Origin of the sequence: Pelagibius sp., assembly GCF_965249265.1 — a bacterium.
Classification (GTDB): Bacteria; Pseudomonadota; Alphaproteobacteria; order Kiloniellales; family Kiloniellaceae; genus Pelagibius.
This window is the reverse complement of record NZ_OZ252224.1, coordinates 1,191,400-1,205,047: the sequence shown is the minus strand read 5'-3', so window position 1 is coordinate 1,205,047 and position 13,648 is coordinate 1,191,400. Positions and strand designations below refer to the sequence as shown.

Sequence of the window (13,648 nt, the reverse complement as noted above, 5' to 3'; positions counted from 1 at the left end):
CAAGACTTGGCCGCACCTGCCCGCGAAGGGTAGGCTGCCGTCAACTGCCGCCGGAAGCGGGGCACAGCTCAAAAGATCGGGAGACAAAAATGACTGCGCGCTCGAACTCGGCGGCAAACCGCGACATCGAATACCACCTGCACCCCTACACCAACGCCCGCAAGAACGAGCACGAAGGCTCGATGATCATGGAACGCGGCGACGGGGTCTATGTCGTCGATGACCAGGGCAACCGCTACCTGGAGGCCATGGCAGGCCTCTGGTGCACCGGCCTGGGGTTCAGCGAAGAGCGCCTGGTAAAGGCGGCGACCGACCAGATGGCCCGCCTGCCCTATTACCATTCCTTTGCACAGAAAACCGCGAGCCCGGTGGTCGACCTCGCCGAAAAGCTGGTCGAGATGACGCCACCGCAGTTGACCAAGGTCTTCTTCGCCAACTCCGGCTCCGAGGCCAACGACACCGCCATCAAGATCGTCTGGTACTACAACAACGCCCTGGGCCGCACGGAAAAGAAGAAGATCATCAGCCGGGTAAAGGGCTATCACGGGGTGACCATCGCGGCCGCCAGCCTGACCGCCATGCCCTATGTGCAGACCGGTTTCGACCTGCCGATCGCCAACATCATCCACACGGGCGCGCCGCACCACTATCGCTTCGCCAAGGAAGGCGAGAGCGAGGAGGCCTTCACCGACCGCTTGGCGCAGGAACTGGAGGATCTGATCCTGAGCGAAGGCCCTGACACCGTGGCCGCCTTCATCGGCGAACCGCTGCAGGGCGCCGGCGGGGTTATCGTGCCGCCGGAAAGCTATTGGGCCAAGATTCAGGCTGTGCTGAAGAAATACGATGTCCTCTTGATCGCCGACGAGGTGATCTGCGGCTTCGGGCGCACCGGACAGATGTTCGGCAGCGAGACCTTCGGCCTCAAGCCCGATATGATGACCCTGGCCAAGCAGCTCAGCAGCGCCTATGCGCCGATCTCCGCCGTCATGGTCTCCGACCCGATCTATCAGGCCGTCGCCGACAGCTCCGACAAGCTCGGCTCCTTCGGCCACGGCTATACCTACGGCGCCCATCCGGTGGCCGCCGCGGTCGCCCTGGAAACCCTGAAAATCTATGAGGAGCGGGAGATCGTTTCCCATGTCCAGACTGTCGCCCCGCAACTGCAGGAGGGTCTGCGGCGCTTCCAGGACAGCCCCATCATCGGCGAAATCCGGGGCATCGGGCTGATCGCCGCCGCCGAGCTGGTGGCCGACAAGGCCGGCAAGACGCCCTTCGACCCCATCGGCAAGGTCGGCGCCTATTTCACGGCCCGCGCCCAGGCCCATGGGGTGATTTTCCGCAATCTGGGGGATTCGATCGCGGTCTGCCCCCCGATGATCATCACCGAAGCGGAAATCGACCAGTTGCTGGAAGGCTTTGCCGCCGCCCTGGCCGAAACAGAAGCCTGGGTCGCCGAGCAGGGCCTGGCCGCGGTGGCCTGAGGATGGTTTTTTGTTGCCCGTGAACCCCGATAGCTGAACAGGTGCATTGGCGCCGAAAGACAAAAAACCCCAGGTTATGCGGCCTATTGACGCGTTGTTCACAAAACTTTGTTAAGTCCGATAGAATGAATTATGACCAGTTCTGTCGGGCTTGTTAAAGTTGTGGACAAATTGGGCCAAAAACACTGCGGAGCCACTTGATGAACATCAAGGACCACTCCGTCTGAACGACTAAAATGGCCGGCAAGCGGGGCATGAGACGCCGCGAAACGGATTGAGAGATATCAAGCGCATGGACTTCGAGCGTTTTTTTGCTGAAGAGATGGCCGGGCTGAAAGCCGAGGGCCGTTACCGGATTTTCGCCGATCTTGAGCGCAAGATGGGCAATTTCCCCCAAGCCACCTATCACGGCCCCAACGGGGTCGAGGCAGTCACGGTCTGGTGCTCCAACGATTATCTCGGCATGGGGCAACACCCGGTGGTTACGGGGGCGATGCACGAAGCGATCGAGCGCTGCGGCGCCGGCGCCGGTGGCACCCGCAACATTTCCGGCACCAACCATTACCATGTGCTTCTGGAAGAAGAACTGGCGGCCCTCCATGGCAAGGAATCAGCGCTGCTCTTCACCTCCGGCTATGTTTCCAACTGGGCGGCGCTGGGCACCCTGGCAAGCCGCCTGCCGGACTGCACGGTCTTCTCCGATTCCATGAACCACGCCTCGATGATCGAGGGCATCCGCCAGAGCCGGGCAAAGAAAGCGATTTTCCGCCACAACGACCCGGAAGACCTCGACCGCAAGCTCACGGAAGCCGGCCCCGAAGGCGCCAAGCTGGTCGCCTTTGAATCGGTCTATTCCATGGACGGCGACATCGCACCGATCGCCGAGATCTGTGACGTCGCCGAGCGCCATGGCGCCATGACCTATCTGGACGAAGTCCACGCCGTCGGCCTCTATGGCGCCGAAGGCGGCGGTATCTCACAGCGCGACGGGGTGGCCGACCGGGTGACGGTCATCGAAGGCACCCTCGGCAAGGCCTTCGGCGTCATGGGCGGTTACATCACCGCCTCCGCCAACCTGACCGATTTCGTGCGCAGCTTTGCTTCTGGCTTCATCTTCACCACCTCCCTGCCCCCGGCAATCGCCGCGGGCGCCCGCGCCAGCGTCGCCTACCTGCGCCGCAGCCAGGCGGAGCGTGCGGCCCATCAGGAACGCGCGGCCACCTTGAAGCAGCGCCTAGAGGCTGCCGGCATACCCGTGATGCCGTCGGAAAGCCATATCGTGCCGATTTTGGTTGGTGATCCGGTGGCCTGCCGGGCGGTCACCGACCGCTTGATGAGTCAATACGGCATCTATGTGCAGCCGATCAATTATCCCACGGTACCCCGGGGGACCGAGCGTCTGCGCCTCACCCCCTGCCCGCTGCACAGTGACGGCGACATGGACCATCTGGTGAACGCCCTCAGCGAGATCTGGCAAGCCATGGACCTGCGGCGCGCGGCCTGAAGCCGAGCGCCGTTATCGCGGCGGTTGATCCGCCAAAACGGACCTCTGCAAGCGTCGCAGGCCATCAGGGCACAAATAAGACACCTTCTCGGGGATTGCCCAAGCCGTCACAGCGGGTAAAGCTGTGATTCGAAGGGGCAAAACGCGGACCGCGGGGCTTAGCTAGTCGTGCCTGGCTGGCCTCTGGCCGTCGGCTCAGTCATCATGCCAAGGAAACGACGACATCGGGGATCGCCATGCGCGAAAGTGCGATAGCAGCAACACTGAGACAGGCATCGCTCGCCGCCGTCCTTGGCGGCGTTTTGTCGGGCGCCGGCGGTTCGGCGGCAGCGCAGGAGACCGTAACCGGCGAAAGCCTGGTCGTCGTCTCCTGGGGCGGCATCTATGCGCGCAGCCAGCAAGAGGCTTTCCTGGAGCCCTTCACAAAGATGAGCGGCCTGGAGGTCATCAGCGAAGACTATCGCGGCGGTCTGCGTGAGATCCGTGCCCAGGTCCAGGGCGGCGATGTTTACTGGGATGTCGTGGATATCACGCCCGGCGATGCGGAAGCCGCCTGCGAAGAGGGGCTTTTGGAGAGACTGCCCCTGTTGCTGCCGCCGGCGCCTGACGGCACCTCTGCGGTCGAGGACTTCCTGCCCGGCACCCTGCAGGCCTGCGCGGTGGGCTCCACCGTCTGGTCGACGGTTCTCGCCGTCGACAGTGACCGGGCCGGCGAAAACCAGCCGGATAAACTGGCCGACCTCTTCAACCTTGCAGACTTTCCCGGCCGCAGGGGCCTGCGCAAAACCCCGAAGGTCAATCTGGAATGGGCCCTGATCGCCGACGGCGTTCCGGCGGACGAGGTCTACGAGGTGCTGGCCAGCAATGCCGGCGTCGCGCGCGCTTTCGCCAAACTGGACACCATCAAAGACCAGATCGTCTGGTGGGAAAGTGGCGACGAACCGGGCAAATTGCTCGACCGGGAAGCGGTCATCATGACCTCCACCTACAGCAGCCGCATCTTCAACGACGTCGCCGTGGAGAAGAAGCCCTACAGCCTCATCTGGGACCATCAGGTCTGGGACGTGGATCTCTGGGCGGTCCCTAAGGGCGCGCAAAACAAGGAGCAGGCGATTGAGTTCGTCCGCTTCGCCACCGGTACCGTACCCCTTGCGAGTTTCACCAAGGCGATGCCCTACGGCCCCGCACGGCGATCCGCCAACGCTCTGGCCGGCCCCTATGCGTTGGCTGAGGACGTTGAGATGGGACCGCTGCTGCCAACATCGGAGGAGAACTTCGCCGTATCACTGCGCAGCAGTGCCGCCTTCTGGAGCCAGAACGGCGAAGAACTGGTGGAAAAATTTAACCTGTGGGTGACAAGATAGGTCTAAAGAAGACTCTTAATTGCGAATCGTTCTCAAATAGATGGACAGTCCCGGTATGCAGGTCTATATTGAGGTCGTGTTGAGTTAGACCCCCGGCATCCTGATGGTTCCGCTTGGCGGCGAACCAAGCGAGCAGAGGCATCATGTACCGCGACAATACGCTGATCCCCAGTGAAGCGATCCGACTGCTGGCCCTTGGCATGCTGGCCAGCGCCCCGCTCTCCTATGCCGCTTTGGCGCGCGAGGTGCGTCATTTCACCGGCCGCATTGTCGGCCCGTCACTCGATCTGGTCGGGGCCCCGCTGGAAGTTTTGAAGGTGGAGGGTCTCGTCGACACGGTCGATGCCGGTGCGGAAGGCGAAGAAGCCACCCTGACCGTCACGGATCAGGGCCGCAGCGAAATGCTGCGCCTTCTGGCCGCCAATGTGCGCCCGCAGGTCAGCGACCTCAACAAGTTGATCATCGCGCTGAAGATGCGCTTCCTGCATCTGATGCCGGTCGAGGACCAGAAGATCCAGGCCGAGTTGTTGCACGACATCTGCGAGCGGGAACTGGCGCGGCTCAACGATCTGCGCGAACATCACGCCACAGAAGGCGGCCACCTGCGCGACTGGCTTGACCTTGAAGTCGCCCAGACACGGGCCCGCCTCGACTGGCTCGCGGGCCTGCACCGGCGCCTCGCCTAAAACAGACTCACCAGGTAGAACAAACTCACCAGGAGCGACGCTTGCGCTGCCGGCTCAGTAAAGGTGCTGGCCGCCGGTGACGAAGATCTCGGTGCCGGTGACATAGCCGAAATCCTCAGTACAGAGTCGGAAGACCGTCGCCGCCACCTCCTCCGGCCGGCCCATGCGGTGCAGGGGAATGCGGGGGATCAGCGCTTCGTATTCCTCGCCGATCATGGCGGTTTCGATCTCCCCGGGCGCCACCGCATTGACCCGGATATCCAGTTCCGCAAACTCAACGGCCATTTCGCGGGTCAGCGCCGACAGGGCCGCTTTTGAAGTGGAATAGGCCGAACCGGCAAAGGGGTGCACCCCGTGACCGGCGATCGAGGTGATGTTGACGATAGCGCCGGCGCCCTTGCGCAGCGGCGTGGCAAAACCGCGGCCGAGCGCCAGAGGGGCGAAGAGGTTCAACTCGAAGACCTCGCGCCAATGGTCGAGGTCCCCGTTCAGACAGCCGAGGCGTTCCTTGAATTCGGTTTTCGGCGAAACGGCCGCATTGTTGACCAAAGCATGGACCGGTCCATCGCCGATCAATGCCAAGGCCTCTTCCAGAAAACTGTCCACCGCTGCCTGATTGGCCAGGTCCGCGGTAATGTGATGGGTCCAGTTCGGATCGCGGAGACAGTGTTCCGGCACGTCTTCGCGCGAACAGGTGATCACCTCCCAGCCCTCGTCGCTGAAACGTTTCACCGTCGCATGCCCGATCCCGCGGCTGGCGCCGGTCAGGACCACTCTTTGCCGATCTTGCGTCATGGCGCGATCATATACCCCGCGCTGCATCATGCCAGTGCGGAATATGGCGACAGGGCCGATTGAAGCAAAAAGAGTCTGGAGCCGCCCTAGCGAACGGACACCACACGAAAGGTTCGCAGGGCGCCGTCGTGTTCACGGATCGAAACGTACTCGCCCTCCTTGAAGATATGCGATTCGAATTTGAAGCCGACCTCGTCGTCGTCCGGATCGCCGTCAATGTCGTAGTGAAAGGCCCACTTGCCGCCGCGGGTGTGGCGCAGATGGCCGCTCTCGTCCCCTTCACCCTCCCAGAAACGCGTCACGCGGCAGGCGGCCCGGTTCTTGCGCCACCCTTCGGCATCGATATGGCCTTCACCGGTCAGCGGTACGCGCATCTCATAGCCTCTTTCCGGAGAACCATTGGGAAAGTCATGGTCCCGGGCAAGTTCCAGGCGGATGGTCTTCAAGGTCATTGATCCTCCAAAAGAGACGTTTACAGCAAATCCGAACCGCCAATCTCAGGCGCAGTTCACATTCCGGTCGACTGCAGATCGCTATGGTTCCGGACGAAGTGGCGCAGGACCAACCGCAGATGCAGGGCATGCTTCAGATCATTGCGTTGCTCGGCATCGGCGATGTCTTCGAGAATGATCCGCTTCAGCGCAGGTACCCCGTTCGGCTGATGCAACAGATAGTTGCCATACTCCGCCGCAACGATCTCAGGCACATGCTCGTGTTCGGAAATCGCTGCGATCTCATCCTCGTTCAGCTCCGACAAGGCTATGCAGTCTTCCAAGGTCAACATTCGCTATCCTTCCCAAAGAGCAGCCCTTGGACCGCCCGGAGGAAATTCCGCGATCAAAGGGAGGCGGGCTTCAGTGCATCATCAGCACGGGGATCTTGGCGTGCTCGAGGATGCCCTGGGTGGCGCCGCCGAGGATACGTTCGCGCAGCCGGCTGTGGCCGTAGGCCCCCATGACCAGCATGTCGGCATGGGCATGGTCGGCCTGCTCCAGAAGGCCGGCAGCGATGCTCTCCGAACCCGGCGTATAGGCCCAGGTCTTGGCTGCGACCCCATGACCGGCGAGATAGCGGGCCAGCGCACTCGGGTCCGCCTCACCGCCCTCGCGGGCCGTAATCGCGACCACGCTTTCCGCTTCTTTCAGCAACGGCAGGGCCGCAGTGACCGCGCAGGCGCCCTCCTTGGAACCATCCCAGGCGACCGCGATTTTCTTGCCGAAGTTCTTGCTGTTCGACACCGGCGCCAGAAGCACCGGCCGGCCGCTGCCGAAAAGCGCCGCATCCAGGGTGGCCTCTCCATCACCTTCAAAGGCCGCGGGAAACGGCAACACGATCAGATCGCTCAGGCGTCCGAGGCGTTCCACCTGTTCCGCCTCTCGGCCGGTCAGGCGATGCAGGCAGACACTGAATTGCCCAGGCTCCGGCGGCAGCCCTGGATCCGTTTCCGGCAGGCCCGCGCCACTGCAATGGCGTTTGTAGCTCTTGTCCACCGTTTCGCGCCGCGCAACGTTGCGGGCGTCGACCGAGGCCATAATCTGTTCCATCGCCGTCGCCGACATTCCTTCGCCGACAAAGGGCATCAGGTCGCGCGCGTCGTTCTCGACGTGCAGAAATTCGACTCTGGCGCCGAAGCGCTGTCCCAGGTCGATGGCTGCAGTCATCGCAGCTTCGCATCCGGCACCGCCGTCGGTTACGGCAAGAACATTGGCCCAAACCATCATATGTATCCTCTAACCCGTGAAACCAGGAAAACGCCCTGACAACGTCAATTAGAGATGAGATGGGGCTGTTCGGGCATTGACTTGGGTCAAGCGTCCTGGCCGCTCAACGACAGCCCCAGAAATTCTGGTTATACAAAAGCTTAAGCCCGTCCCTAGGCGAAATCGCTGCGCTCCTCTTCTATACCGAAGGGGTCCTGATGAAGGATTATCTCTGCGCCGGGAAAAGCCTGGCGCAATTCGGCCTCCACCTCATCGGCGATGTCATGCGCCTTCAGCAGAGAAAAGGCGCCATCCATTTCGATATGTCCCTGGATAAAGATTTGCGGACCCGATGCACGGGTGCGCAGGTCATGCAACCCTTTCACCGAGGGATGCGCCAAGGCCAGGTCGATGATCCTGCGCCGGTCCTGCTCGGGCAGTTCGCGGTCCATCAGCATGTCCATGGCGCCGGCGGAAATCTGCCAGGCGTTGTAGAGAATGTAGACGGCAATCGCCAGGCCGAAGACCGGATCGGCATAACGCCAGCCGAGCTGCGCGGTAATCACCAGGGCGACGATGACGGCGGCGTTGACTAGTATGTCGCCGACGTAGTGTAGCGAATCCGCCTTGATCGCCAATGAGCCGGTCCGGCGGATGACATAGCGCTGCAGCGTGACAAGGCCAAGCGTCGCCAGAATCGAAAACACCATGACCGCGATGCCGATGTCGCCGTTGGTCAGGGGGCGCGGGGAAACGAAGCGCTGGCTGGCTTCGATCATCAGGAAGACCGCCGAGCCGGTGATGAACGCGGCTTGGCCGAGAGCGGCCAGGGGTTCGGCTTTGCCGTGGCCGAAGCGGTGTTCGCGGTCGGCCGGCACCAGCGCGTGACGCACGGCGATGAGATTGACGATGGAGGCCGCCACGTCGAGCAGCGAGTCAACCAGGGTGGAAAGAATGCTGACCGAATCTGTCAGCAGGAAAGCAACCAACTTCACGACGATCAGCACCGTCGCTGTGACGACCGAAGCCGTGGTGGCGAGCTTCAGCAGACTGGCCGCTTCCGGCCCTGTCAGACGCTGAGGCCCGCTGCTCACGGAAACAGCCGCTCGGTCGTCCAGTCCTCGCCCACGCGGGTATAGACCAGACGGTCATGCAGACGGAAGGCGCCGTCCTGCCAGAACTCGATGAGCCTTGGGACCACGCGGAAGCCGGACCAGTGAGGCGGCCTCGGTACCTTGCCGAGGCCGTATTTTGCAGCGAACTTCGCGACACGCTTCTCCAGCTCGAAGCGGCCCTCCAGCGGGCGCGACTGATCGCTGGCCCAGGCACCGATCTGGCTCTGCTTCGGGCGGGAGGCGAAATACTCGTCGGCCTCCGCCGCGCTCACCTGCTCGACCGCGCCCTCTATCCGAACCTGGCGGCGCAGGCTCTTCCAATGGAACAGCATGGCGGCCTTGGGGTGGCCGAGCAGCTGCCGGCCCTTACGGCTCTCGTAATTGGTGTAGAAGACGAATCCGCGCGCGTCATAGCCCTTCAGCAGGACCATACGCGAAGAGGGCATGCCGTCCTCGCCGACCGTGGAAAGCGAAAGCGCCGTGGGGTCGTTGGGCTCGGCGGATTCCGCTTCCGCCAGCCAGGATTTGAAGATTTCCAGCGGATCTGCAGGGGCATCCGCCCTAATCTGGATTGGCAAGCTCATGCGAAGCTTTATTCCTGTTAGATTTGCCTTATTTGAAACATATAGCGGCGATATAGCCTAGAAAACCGATATCCCCGGCGAATATGCTGGTCGGGGATGTTTTAGGTGCTTTGCGCGTAGTACCAACAGGCCGCCATTAGCGGGCGTCGGCCCCGGAATCGTCGACGACGGGGCAATTCTTCGAGAGAGGTTTTTTCTATGAAATTCAAAGTCGTCATCGCCGCTGCCGCGATCGCCCTGACCACCGCCGCCTGCGAAGGCGTCGGTACCAAGCAGACCATCGGCACCCTGGCAGGCGGTGCTGCGGGCGGCCTTTTCGGCGCCCAGTTCGGCAGTGGCTCCGGCCAGTTGGCCGCGACCGCCGCCGGCGCCCTGCTCGGCGCCTTCGTCGGCAGTGAAATCGGCCGCACCATGGACGAGGTCGACCGGCTGAAGGCCCAGCAGGCTTACAACAAGGCGACCACCGCACCGGTCGGCGAGAAAATCACCTGGAGCAACCCGGACACCGGGAACAGCGGCTCGGTCACGCCGACCCGCGAAGGGACCTCTTCAACCGGGGCCTATTGCCGCGAGTTCCAACAGACCGTGACCATCGGCGGCAAGCAGGAAGAAGCCTACGGAACAGCCTGCCGCCAGCCCGACGGCGCCTGGGAAATCCAATCCTGACGGACCGGGGGCATAAACGGCCCTCCAGTTCGCCTGCTTACCGATATGCAAGACCGCTCTTGGGTCGGAACGACGAAGGGAGTATCCTGTCGGGATGCTCCCTCTCGTTGATTCGGCCTTCTTGCGCTGAGACTGGCCCATGCAGGATCCCTACAAGCTCTTGAACATTGACCGCTCCGCCTCCCAGGAGGACGTGAAGCGCGCCTACCGCAAACTCGCCAAGGAACTGCACCCGGACATCAACCCGGGCAACGCCGCGGTGGAGCAGCAGTTCAAGGAGATCTCTCAGGCCTACAGCATCCTGGGCGATGCCGAGAAACGGAAGCGCTTCGACCGCGGGGAGATCGATGCCAGCGGCCAGGAAACACCCTGGAAGGGTGGCTTCTACCGCAATCACGCAGGCACCCGGCATGGCGCCAAGTACAACCCCTTTGATTTCGGCGAGACCGACAGCGCCGATGATATCTTCGCCGACCTTTTCGGCGCCCGCACGCGCCGGGTTCGTCGGCCCGGCGCCAACATCTCCTACACGGTCCCGATCTCTTTTCTGGAAGCTGCCCAGGGCGCAAAGAAACGCATCAAGCTGGCCGACGGCAAAACGCTGGACGTGCAGATCCCACCGGGCACCGAGGATCGTCAGTCCCTGCGGCTGAAGGGCCAGGGCATGCCCGGAGTCGGCGGCGGCCCGGCCGGCGACGCTTTGGTGGAGGTGCAGATCCAGGCCCACCCCTTTTTCGAGCGCAAGGGCAACAACGTGCATCTGGAATTGCCGGTGACCCTGCAGGAGGCGCTGTTGGGGGCGACGATCACCGTGCCCACGGTGCACGGCAGTGTTTCGATGAAGATCCCTGAAGGATCGAACTCGGGCACCACGCTGCGGCTCAAAGGCAAGGGAATCCAGGCCAAGGACTCTGCGGAGATCGGCGATCAGTACGTGAAGTTGCGGGTCATGCTGCCGGATCGGCCGGACCAGGAGCTGCGCGATTTCGTCGAAAGCTGGAGCCAGTCGCACGGCTACGATCCGCGGCGCAAATCCGGCATGACCTGAACGGACGAAGTCCCATGTCCCTCAGGCAGGCCGCAACAGGCAGATAGGCTAATGGAGACCCGGTAGAATGGAATTCGAAGAGGTCTTGGCCGAATTGGACATCGGCGCCAGCGAGCTGCACAGCTGGATCGAACAGAATTGGGTTCTGCCGGTCCGCGAACAGGAAACCTTTGTTTTCGACGACGCCGATGTCGCCCGTGTGCGCCTGATCGCAGAGTTGCGCAGCGACATGGGCGTCAACGACGATGCCATTCCCGTGGTACTGCGGTTGCTCGACCAGATCTACAGCCTGCGCCGTGCCTTGTCAGACCTCAACGACGCGATTGCAGTTCTGCCGGAGGATGTTCAGGAACAACTCCGCGACAGCCTGGCCGACCGCAGCGACGACACCGACAGCCACCATGGGCAGAGTTAATCAGCCCTCGTCGCGCGGCAAGGGATGCAGGCGCGCAACGCCATCTGGGGTCTCGGTCTCCGAAGCTTCGTCCAAGAGGGTCGCCAGGCTTTTGCCGCGAACGTCCGCCATCATCTGACCCGCGGAGCGGACGATCTGGTCGACTCCCTCGGGCCAGCCCTCACCCGGTTCGAGGTCCAGATCAATCGCCTGCAACAGTTCTTCCAAGCTGGTTGCCGTCAGATCGCGTGACAGCACCCAGCGCCCGTTGGCGCGGCTCACAAAACCGTGCCTGTTCAAGGAATGCATGACCTTCGACAACTCGTCGAGCCCGGCCGGAAGTTGGCGGGTCAGCGCCGATTCCTTCATGACCGTGCCCGCCCGCGCAGCCGAGCGCAGGCGAAAGAGTAGTGAGAGTGCCAGAGCCAAGCGCGGGCCGGGCCCATAGCGCGCCGTGCGCAGACGGTCGACAAGCCGCCACTCCGGCGCCGCGGCGGCGACCTCGGCCCCGAACAACACCACGGCCCAGGAAAGGTACATCCAGATCAGAAAAATCGGCACTGAAGCGATGGCCCCGTAGATGACCTCGTAGGAGGGAAACTGCTTCAGGTAGAAGGCAAAGCCGAACTTCAAGGCCTCCGAGAGAACAGCCGCAACAAGCGCCCCGACCAGCGCATGGCGCAGCGCCACATTGCGCGCCGGCACCACTGCATAGAGCACCGTGAAGGCGCAGGTGGTGAGCACGAAGGGCAGCAGCCGCGTCAGTCCGAAGGCACGGTCCCCCTGCTCCAGCAAGGTCGTCGCAAAGCCATAGCTCGACAAAGACAGGGAGATGCCGAGGAAGATCGGTCCGACGGTCAGCACCATCCAATAGGCCATGATCCGCACCATCAGCGGACGCGGCTCGGTAACGCGCCAAATGCCGTTAAAGGCGCCGTTGATCGTCGACAGCAAAAACAGCGCGGTTACCGCCAGGGCGGCGGTCCCGAAGCCCGTCATGCCGCGGGCATTTTCGACAAAGGTCGCAAGCTGATCGCTGACCTCCACCCCCGCATTGGGCACCAGATTCTCGAACAGAAAGATCTGCGCGTCCTGGCGCAGATGTTCGAAAGCCGGAAAGGCCGACAACAGGCCCAGACAGATTGCCAGAATCGGCACCATGGCCAGCAAGGATGCATAGCTGAGCTGGGTTGCCGTGCGCAGACACTGGTCCGCGGCGAAGCGCTGCCCGCAATAGGCGGCAAAACCCGTCAGACTGCGCAGGAATCCCGAAAAGTCGGGCGTTTTCATGGCTGGCTCCCGCTGTTCCGGCAAGCTTATGATCCTGCTCCATTTTACACCAGAATTCCGCAGAAAAGTGGGATTATTGCGCTGTCACAGCGTTGACCCGGCAGGCCTTTGGTGTAGGATGCCGCTCTTTCCGCAAAGCCTTTGTATTCTGACCGACATTAAGGAATTGGAATGACCGAGCCCCAACCGCTGATGGCCGGAAAACGTGGTCTTGTCATGGGTGTGGCCAATGATCGGTCAATTGCCTGGGGTATCGCCAAGTCCGCCTATGATCAGGGTGCCGAACTGGCTTTCACCTATCAGGGCGAGGCGCTGGAAAAGCGGGTGCGCCCGCTGGCGCAGTCGGTCGGATCGGACATTGTCGTGCCCTGCGACGTCACCGACGACGGCTCGATCGATCAGGTTTTCCAGGAGATCGAAAAGAAGTGGGGCAAGCTGGACTTCCTGGTCCATGCCATCGCCTACGCCGACAAGGAAGAGTTGAAGGGCAAGTATCTCGAGACCAGCCGCGACAACTTCGTGCGCAGCCTGGATATCTCCTGTTACTCGCTGACAGCGATCAGCCAGCGTGCCGTGCCGCTGATGAAGGAAGGCGGCAGCATTCTCACACTGACCTACTACGGCGCCGAGCGGGTGATGCCGCACTACAACGTCATGGGTGTCGCCAAGGCCGCGCTGGAGGCAAGCGTGCGCTATCTGGCGGCCGATCTGGGTGACCAGGGCATTCGGGTCAACGCAATCTCGGCCGGTCCGATCAAGACCCTTGCCGCCTCCGGCATCGGCGACTTCCGCCATATCCTGAAGTGGAACGAGCTGAATTCGCCGCTGCGCCAGAACGTCAGCATCAATCAGGTCGGCGGCTCCGGCCTCTATCTGTTGTCGGATCTTTCCGCCGGCGTCACCGGCGAGGTGCATCACGTCGACTCCGGCTATCACGTGGTCGGGATGATGGCCGTCGATGCGGCACCGGCTGTCGCCGAGATGCTGAAAAACTTCACGCCTCAGTCTTAGGCCCCCGGGA

At 62.3% G+C, this 13,648-nt stretch carries 15 protein-coding genes; 8 read left to right on the top strand and 7 right to left on the bottom strand.

What is annotated here, in order from left to right; translation table 11 throughout:
* The first annotated feature begins 89 nt into the window (after positions 1 to 89).
* The 4 genes from ACP146_RS05850 to ACP146_RS05835 all read left to right on the top strand — a co-directional run bounded on the left by ACP146_RS05850 (position 90) and on the right by ACP146_RS05835 (position 5,035).
* Positions 90 to 1,481, top strand: a complete 1,392-nt coding sequence (locus tag ACP146_RS05850; RefSeq protein WP_422365830.1) for an aspartate aminotransferase family protein — start codon at positions 90 to 92, stop codon at positions 1,479 to 1,481.
* Positions 1,482 to 1,773: 292 nt separating this feature from the next.
* Complete coding sequence (hemA, locus tag ACP146_RS05845; protein ID WP_422365829.1) at positions 1,774 to 2,985, top strand: 5-aminolevulinate synthase; 1,212 nt, start codon at positions 1,774 to 1,776, stop codon at positions 2,983 to 2,985.
* Between the two features lie 236 nt (positions 2,986 to 3,221).
* Complete coding sequence (locus tag ACP146_RS05840; protein ID WP_422365828.1) at positions 3,222 to 4,349, top strand: extracellular solute-binding protein; 1,128 nt, start codon at positions 3,222 to 3,224, stop codon at positions 4,347 to 4,349.
* 143 nt (positions 4,350 to 4,492) lie between these two features.
* Entirely contained in the window at positions 4,493 to 5,035 is a 543-nt protein-coding gene (locus tag ACP146_RS05835; RefSeq protein WP_422365827.1) for a hypothetical protein, read from the top strand.
* Positions 5,036 to 5,089: 54 nt separating this feature from the next.
* Here ACP146_RS05835 and ACP146_RS05830 read toward each other — a convergent pair whose 3' ends face one another.
* The 6 genes from ACP146_RS05830 to pdxH all read right to left on the bottom strand — a co-directional run bounded on the left by ACP146_RS05830 (position 5,090) and on the right by pdxH (position 9,229).
* Positions 5,090 to 5,830 carry an SDR family NAD(P)-dependent oxidoreductase gene (locus ACP146_RS05830; protein WP_422365826.1) on the bottom strand — a complete coding sequence of 247 codons (741 nt, stop codon included), beginning with the start codon at positions 5,828 to 5,830 and terminating at the stop codon, positions 5,090 to 5,092.
* 86 nt (positions 5,831 to 5,916) lie between these two features.
* Entirely contained in the window at positions 5,917 to 6,282 is a 366-nt protein-coding gene (locus tag ACP146_RS05825) for a hypothetical protein (RefSeq protein WP_422365825.1), read from the bottom strand.
* Positions 6,283 to 6,338: 56 nt separating this feature from the next.
* Positions 6,339 to 6,614, bottom strand: a complete 276-nt coding sequence (locus ACP146_RS05820; RefSeq protein WP_422365824.1) for a hypothetical protein — start codon at positions 6,612 to 6,614, stop codon at positions 6,339 to 6,341.
* A gap of 70 nt (positions 6,615 to 6,684) precedes the next feature.
* A complete protein-coding gene (locus ACP146_RS05815; protein ID WP_422365823.1) occupies positions 6,685 to 7,548 on the bottom strand; it encodes a universal stress protein in 864 nt (287 codons plus the stop codon).
* 155 nt (positions 7,549 to 7,703) lie between these two features.
* Positions 7,704 to 8,624: a cation diffusion facilitator family transporter gene (locus tag ACP146_RS05810; RefSeq protein ID WP_422365822.1), complete on the bottom strand. Its 921-nt coding sequence runs from the start codon at positions 8,622 to 8,624 to the stop codon at positions 7,704 to 7,706.
* Positions 8,621 to 9,229, bottom strand: a complete 609-nt coding sequence (gene pdxH, locus ACP146_RS05805; RefSeq protein ID WP_422365821.1) for a pyridoxamine 5'-phosphate oxidase — start codon at positions 9,227 to 9,229, stop codon at positions 8,621 to 8,623. Before pdxH ends, ACP146_RS05810 begins: the two co-directional genes overlap by 4 nt.
* A gap of 198 nt (positions 9,230 to 9,427) precedes the next feature.
* Here pdxH and ACP146_RS05800 point away from each other — a divergent pair, with 198 nt between their 5' ends.
* From ACP146_RS05800 to ACP146_RS05790, 3 genes are all read left to right on the top strand, one after another.
* Positions 9,428 to 9,895 (top strand): RT0821/Lpp0805 family surface protein, encoded by a 468-nt coding sequence (locus ACP146_RS05800; protein WP_422365820.1) that lies wholly within the window; start codon positions 9,428 to 9,430, stop codon positions 9,893 to 9,895.
* Between the two features lie 139 nt (positions 9,896 to 10,034).
* Positions 10,035 to 10,943 carry a DnaJ C-terminal domain-containing protein gene (locus tag ACP146_RS05795; protein WP_422365819.1) on the top strand — a complete coding sequence of 303 codons (909 nt, stop codon included), beginning with the start codon at positions 10,035 to 10,037 and terminating at the stop codon, positions 10,941 to 10,943.
* A 67-nt stretch (positions 10,944 to 11,010) separates the two neighbouring features.
* Positions 11,011 to 11,358 (top strand): chaperone modulator CbpM, encoded by a 348-nt coding sequence (locus ACP146_RS05790; protein WP_422365818.1) that lies wholly within the window; start codon positions 11,011 to 11,013, stop codon positions 11,356 to 11,358.
* On the opposite strand, the gene ACP146_RS05785 is transcribed toward ACP146_RS05790, so the two are convergent.
* The gene (locus ACP146_RS05785; RefSeq protein WP_422365817.1) at positions 11,359 to 12,627 is read right to left on the bottom strand and encodes a YihY family inner membrane protein; all 1,269 of its coding nucleotides are present in this window, start codon (positions 12,625 to 12,627) and stop codon (positions 11,359 to 11,361) included.
* Positions 12,628 to 12,798: 171 nt separating this feature from the next.
* Between ACP146_RS05785 and fabI the strand changes: the two genes are divergently transcribed.
* Complete coding sequence (fabI, locus tag ACP146_RS05780; RefSeq protein ID WP_422365816.1) at positions 12,799 to 13,638, top strand: enoyl-ACP reductase FabI; 840 nt, start codon at positions 12,799 to 12,801, stop codon at positions 13,636 to 13,638.
* Positions 13,639 to 13,648: the final 10 nt, after the last annotated feature.

Coding starts and splice junctions, on each gene's coding strand:
- ACP146_RS05850 (WP_422365830.1), top strand. CDS start 90: ATGACTGCGCGCTCGAACTCGGCGGCAAACCGCGACATCGAATACCAC.
- hemA (WP_422365829.1), top strand. CDS start 1,774: ATGGACTTCGAGCGTTTTTTTGCTGAAGAGATGGCCGGGCTGAAAGCC.
- ACP146_RS05840 (WP_422365828.1), top strand. CDS start 3,222: ATGCGCGAAAGTGCGATAGCAGCAACACTGAGACAGGCATCGCTCGCC.
- ACP146_RS05835 (WP_422365827.1), top strand. CDS start 4,493: ATGTACCGCGACAATACGCTGATCCCCAGTGAAGCGATCCGACTGCTG.
- ACP146_RS05830 (WP_422365826.1), bottom strand. CDS start 5,830: ATGACGCAAGATCGGCAAAGAGTGGTCCTGACCGGCGCCAGCCGCGGG.
- ACP146_RS05825 (WP_422365825.1), bottom strand. CDS start 6,282: ATGACCTTGAAGACCATCCGCCTGGAACTTGCCCGGGACCATGACTTT.
- ACP146_RS05820 (WP_422365824.1), bottom strand. CDS start 6,614: ATGTTGACCTTGGAAGACTGCATAGCCTTGTCGGAGCTGAACGAGGAT.
- ACP146_RS05815 (WP_422365823.1), bottom strand. CDS start 7,548: ATGGTTTGGGCCAATGTTCTTGCCGTAACCGACGGCGGTGCCGGATGC.
- pdxH (WP_422365821.1), bottom strand. CDS start 9,229: ATGAGCTTGCCAATCCAGATTAGGGCGGATGCCCCTGCAGATCCGCTG.
- ACP146_RS05800 (WP_422365820.1), top strand. CDS start 9,428: ATGAAATTCAAAGTCGTCATCGCCGCTGCCGCGATCGCCCTGACCACC.
- ACP146_RS05795 (WP_422365819.1), top strand. CDS start 10,035: ATGCAGGATCCCTACAAGCTCTTGAACATTGACCGCTCCGCCTCCCAG.
- ACP146_RS05790 (WP_422365818.1), top strand. CDS start 11,011: ATGGAATTCGAAGAGGTCTTGGCCGAATTGGACATCGGCGCCAGCGAG.
- ACP146_RS05785 (WP_422365817.1), bottom strand. CDS start 12,627: ATGAAAACGCCCGACTTTTCGGGATTCCTGCGCAGTCTGACGGGTTTT.
- fabI (WP_422365816.1), top strand. CDS start 12,799: ATGACCGAGCCCCAACCGCTGATGGCCGGAAAACGTGGTCTTGTCATG.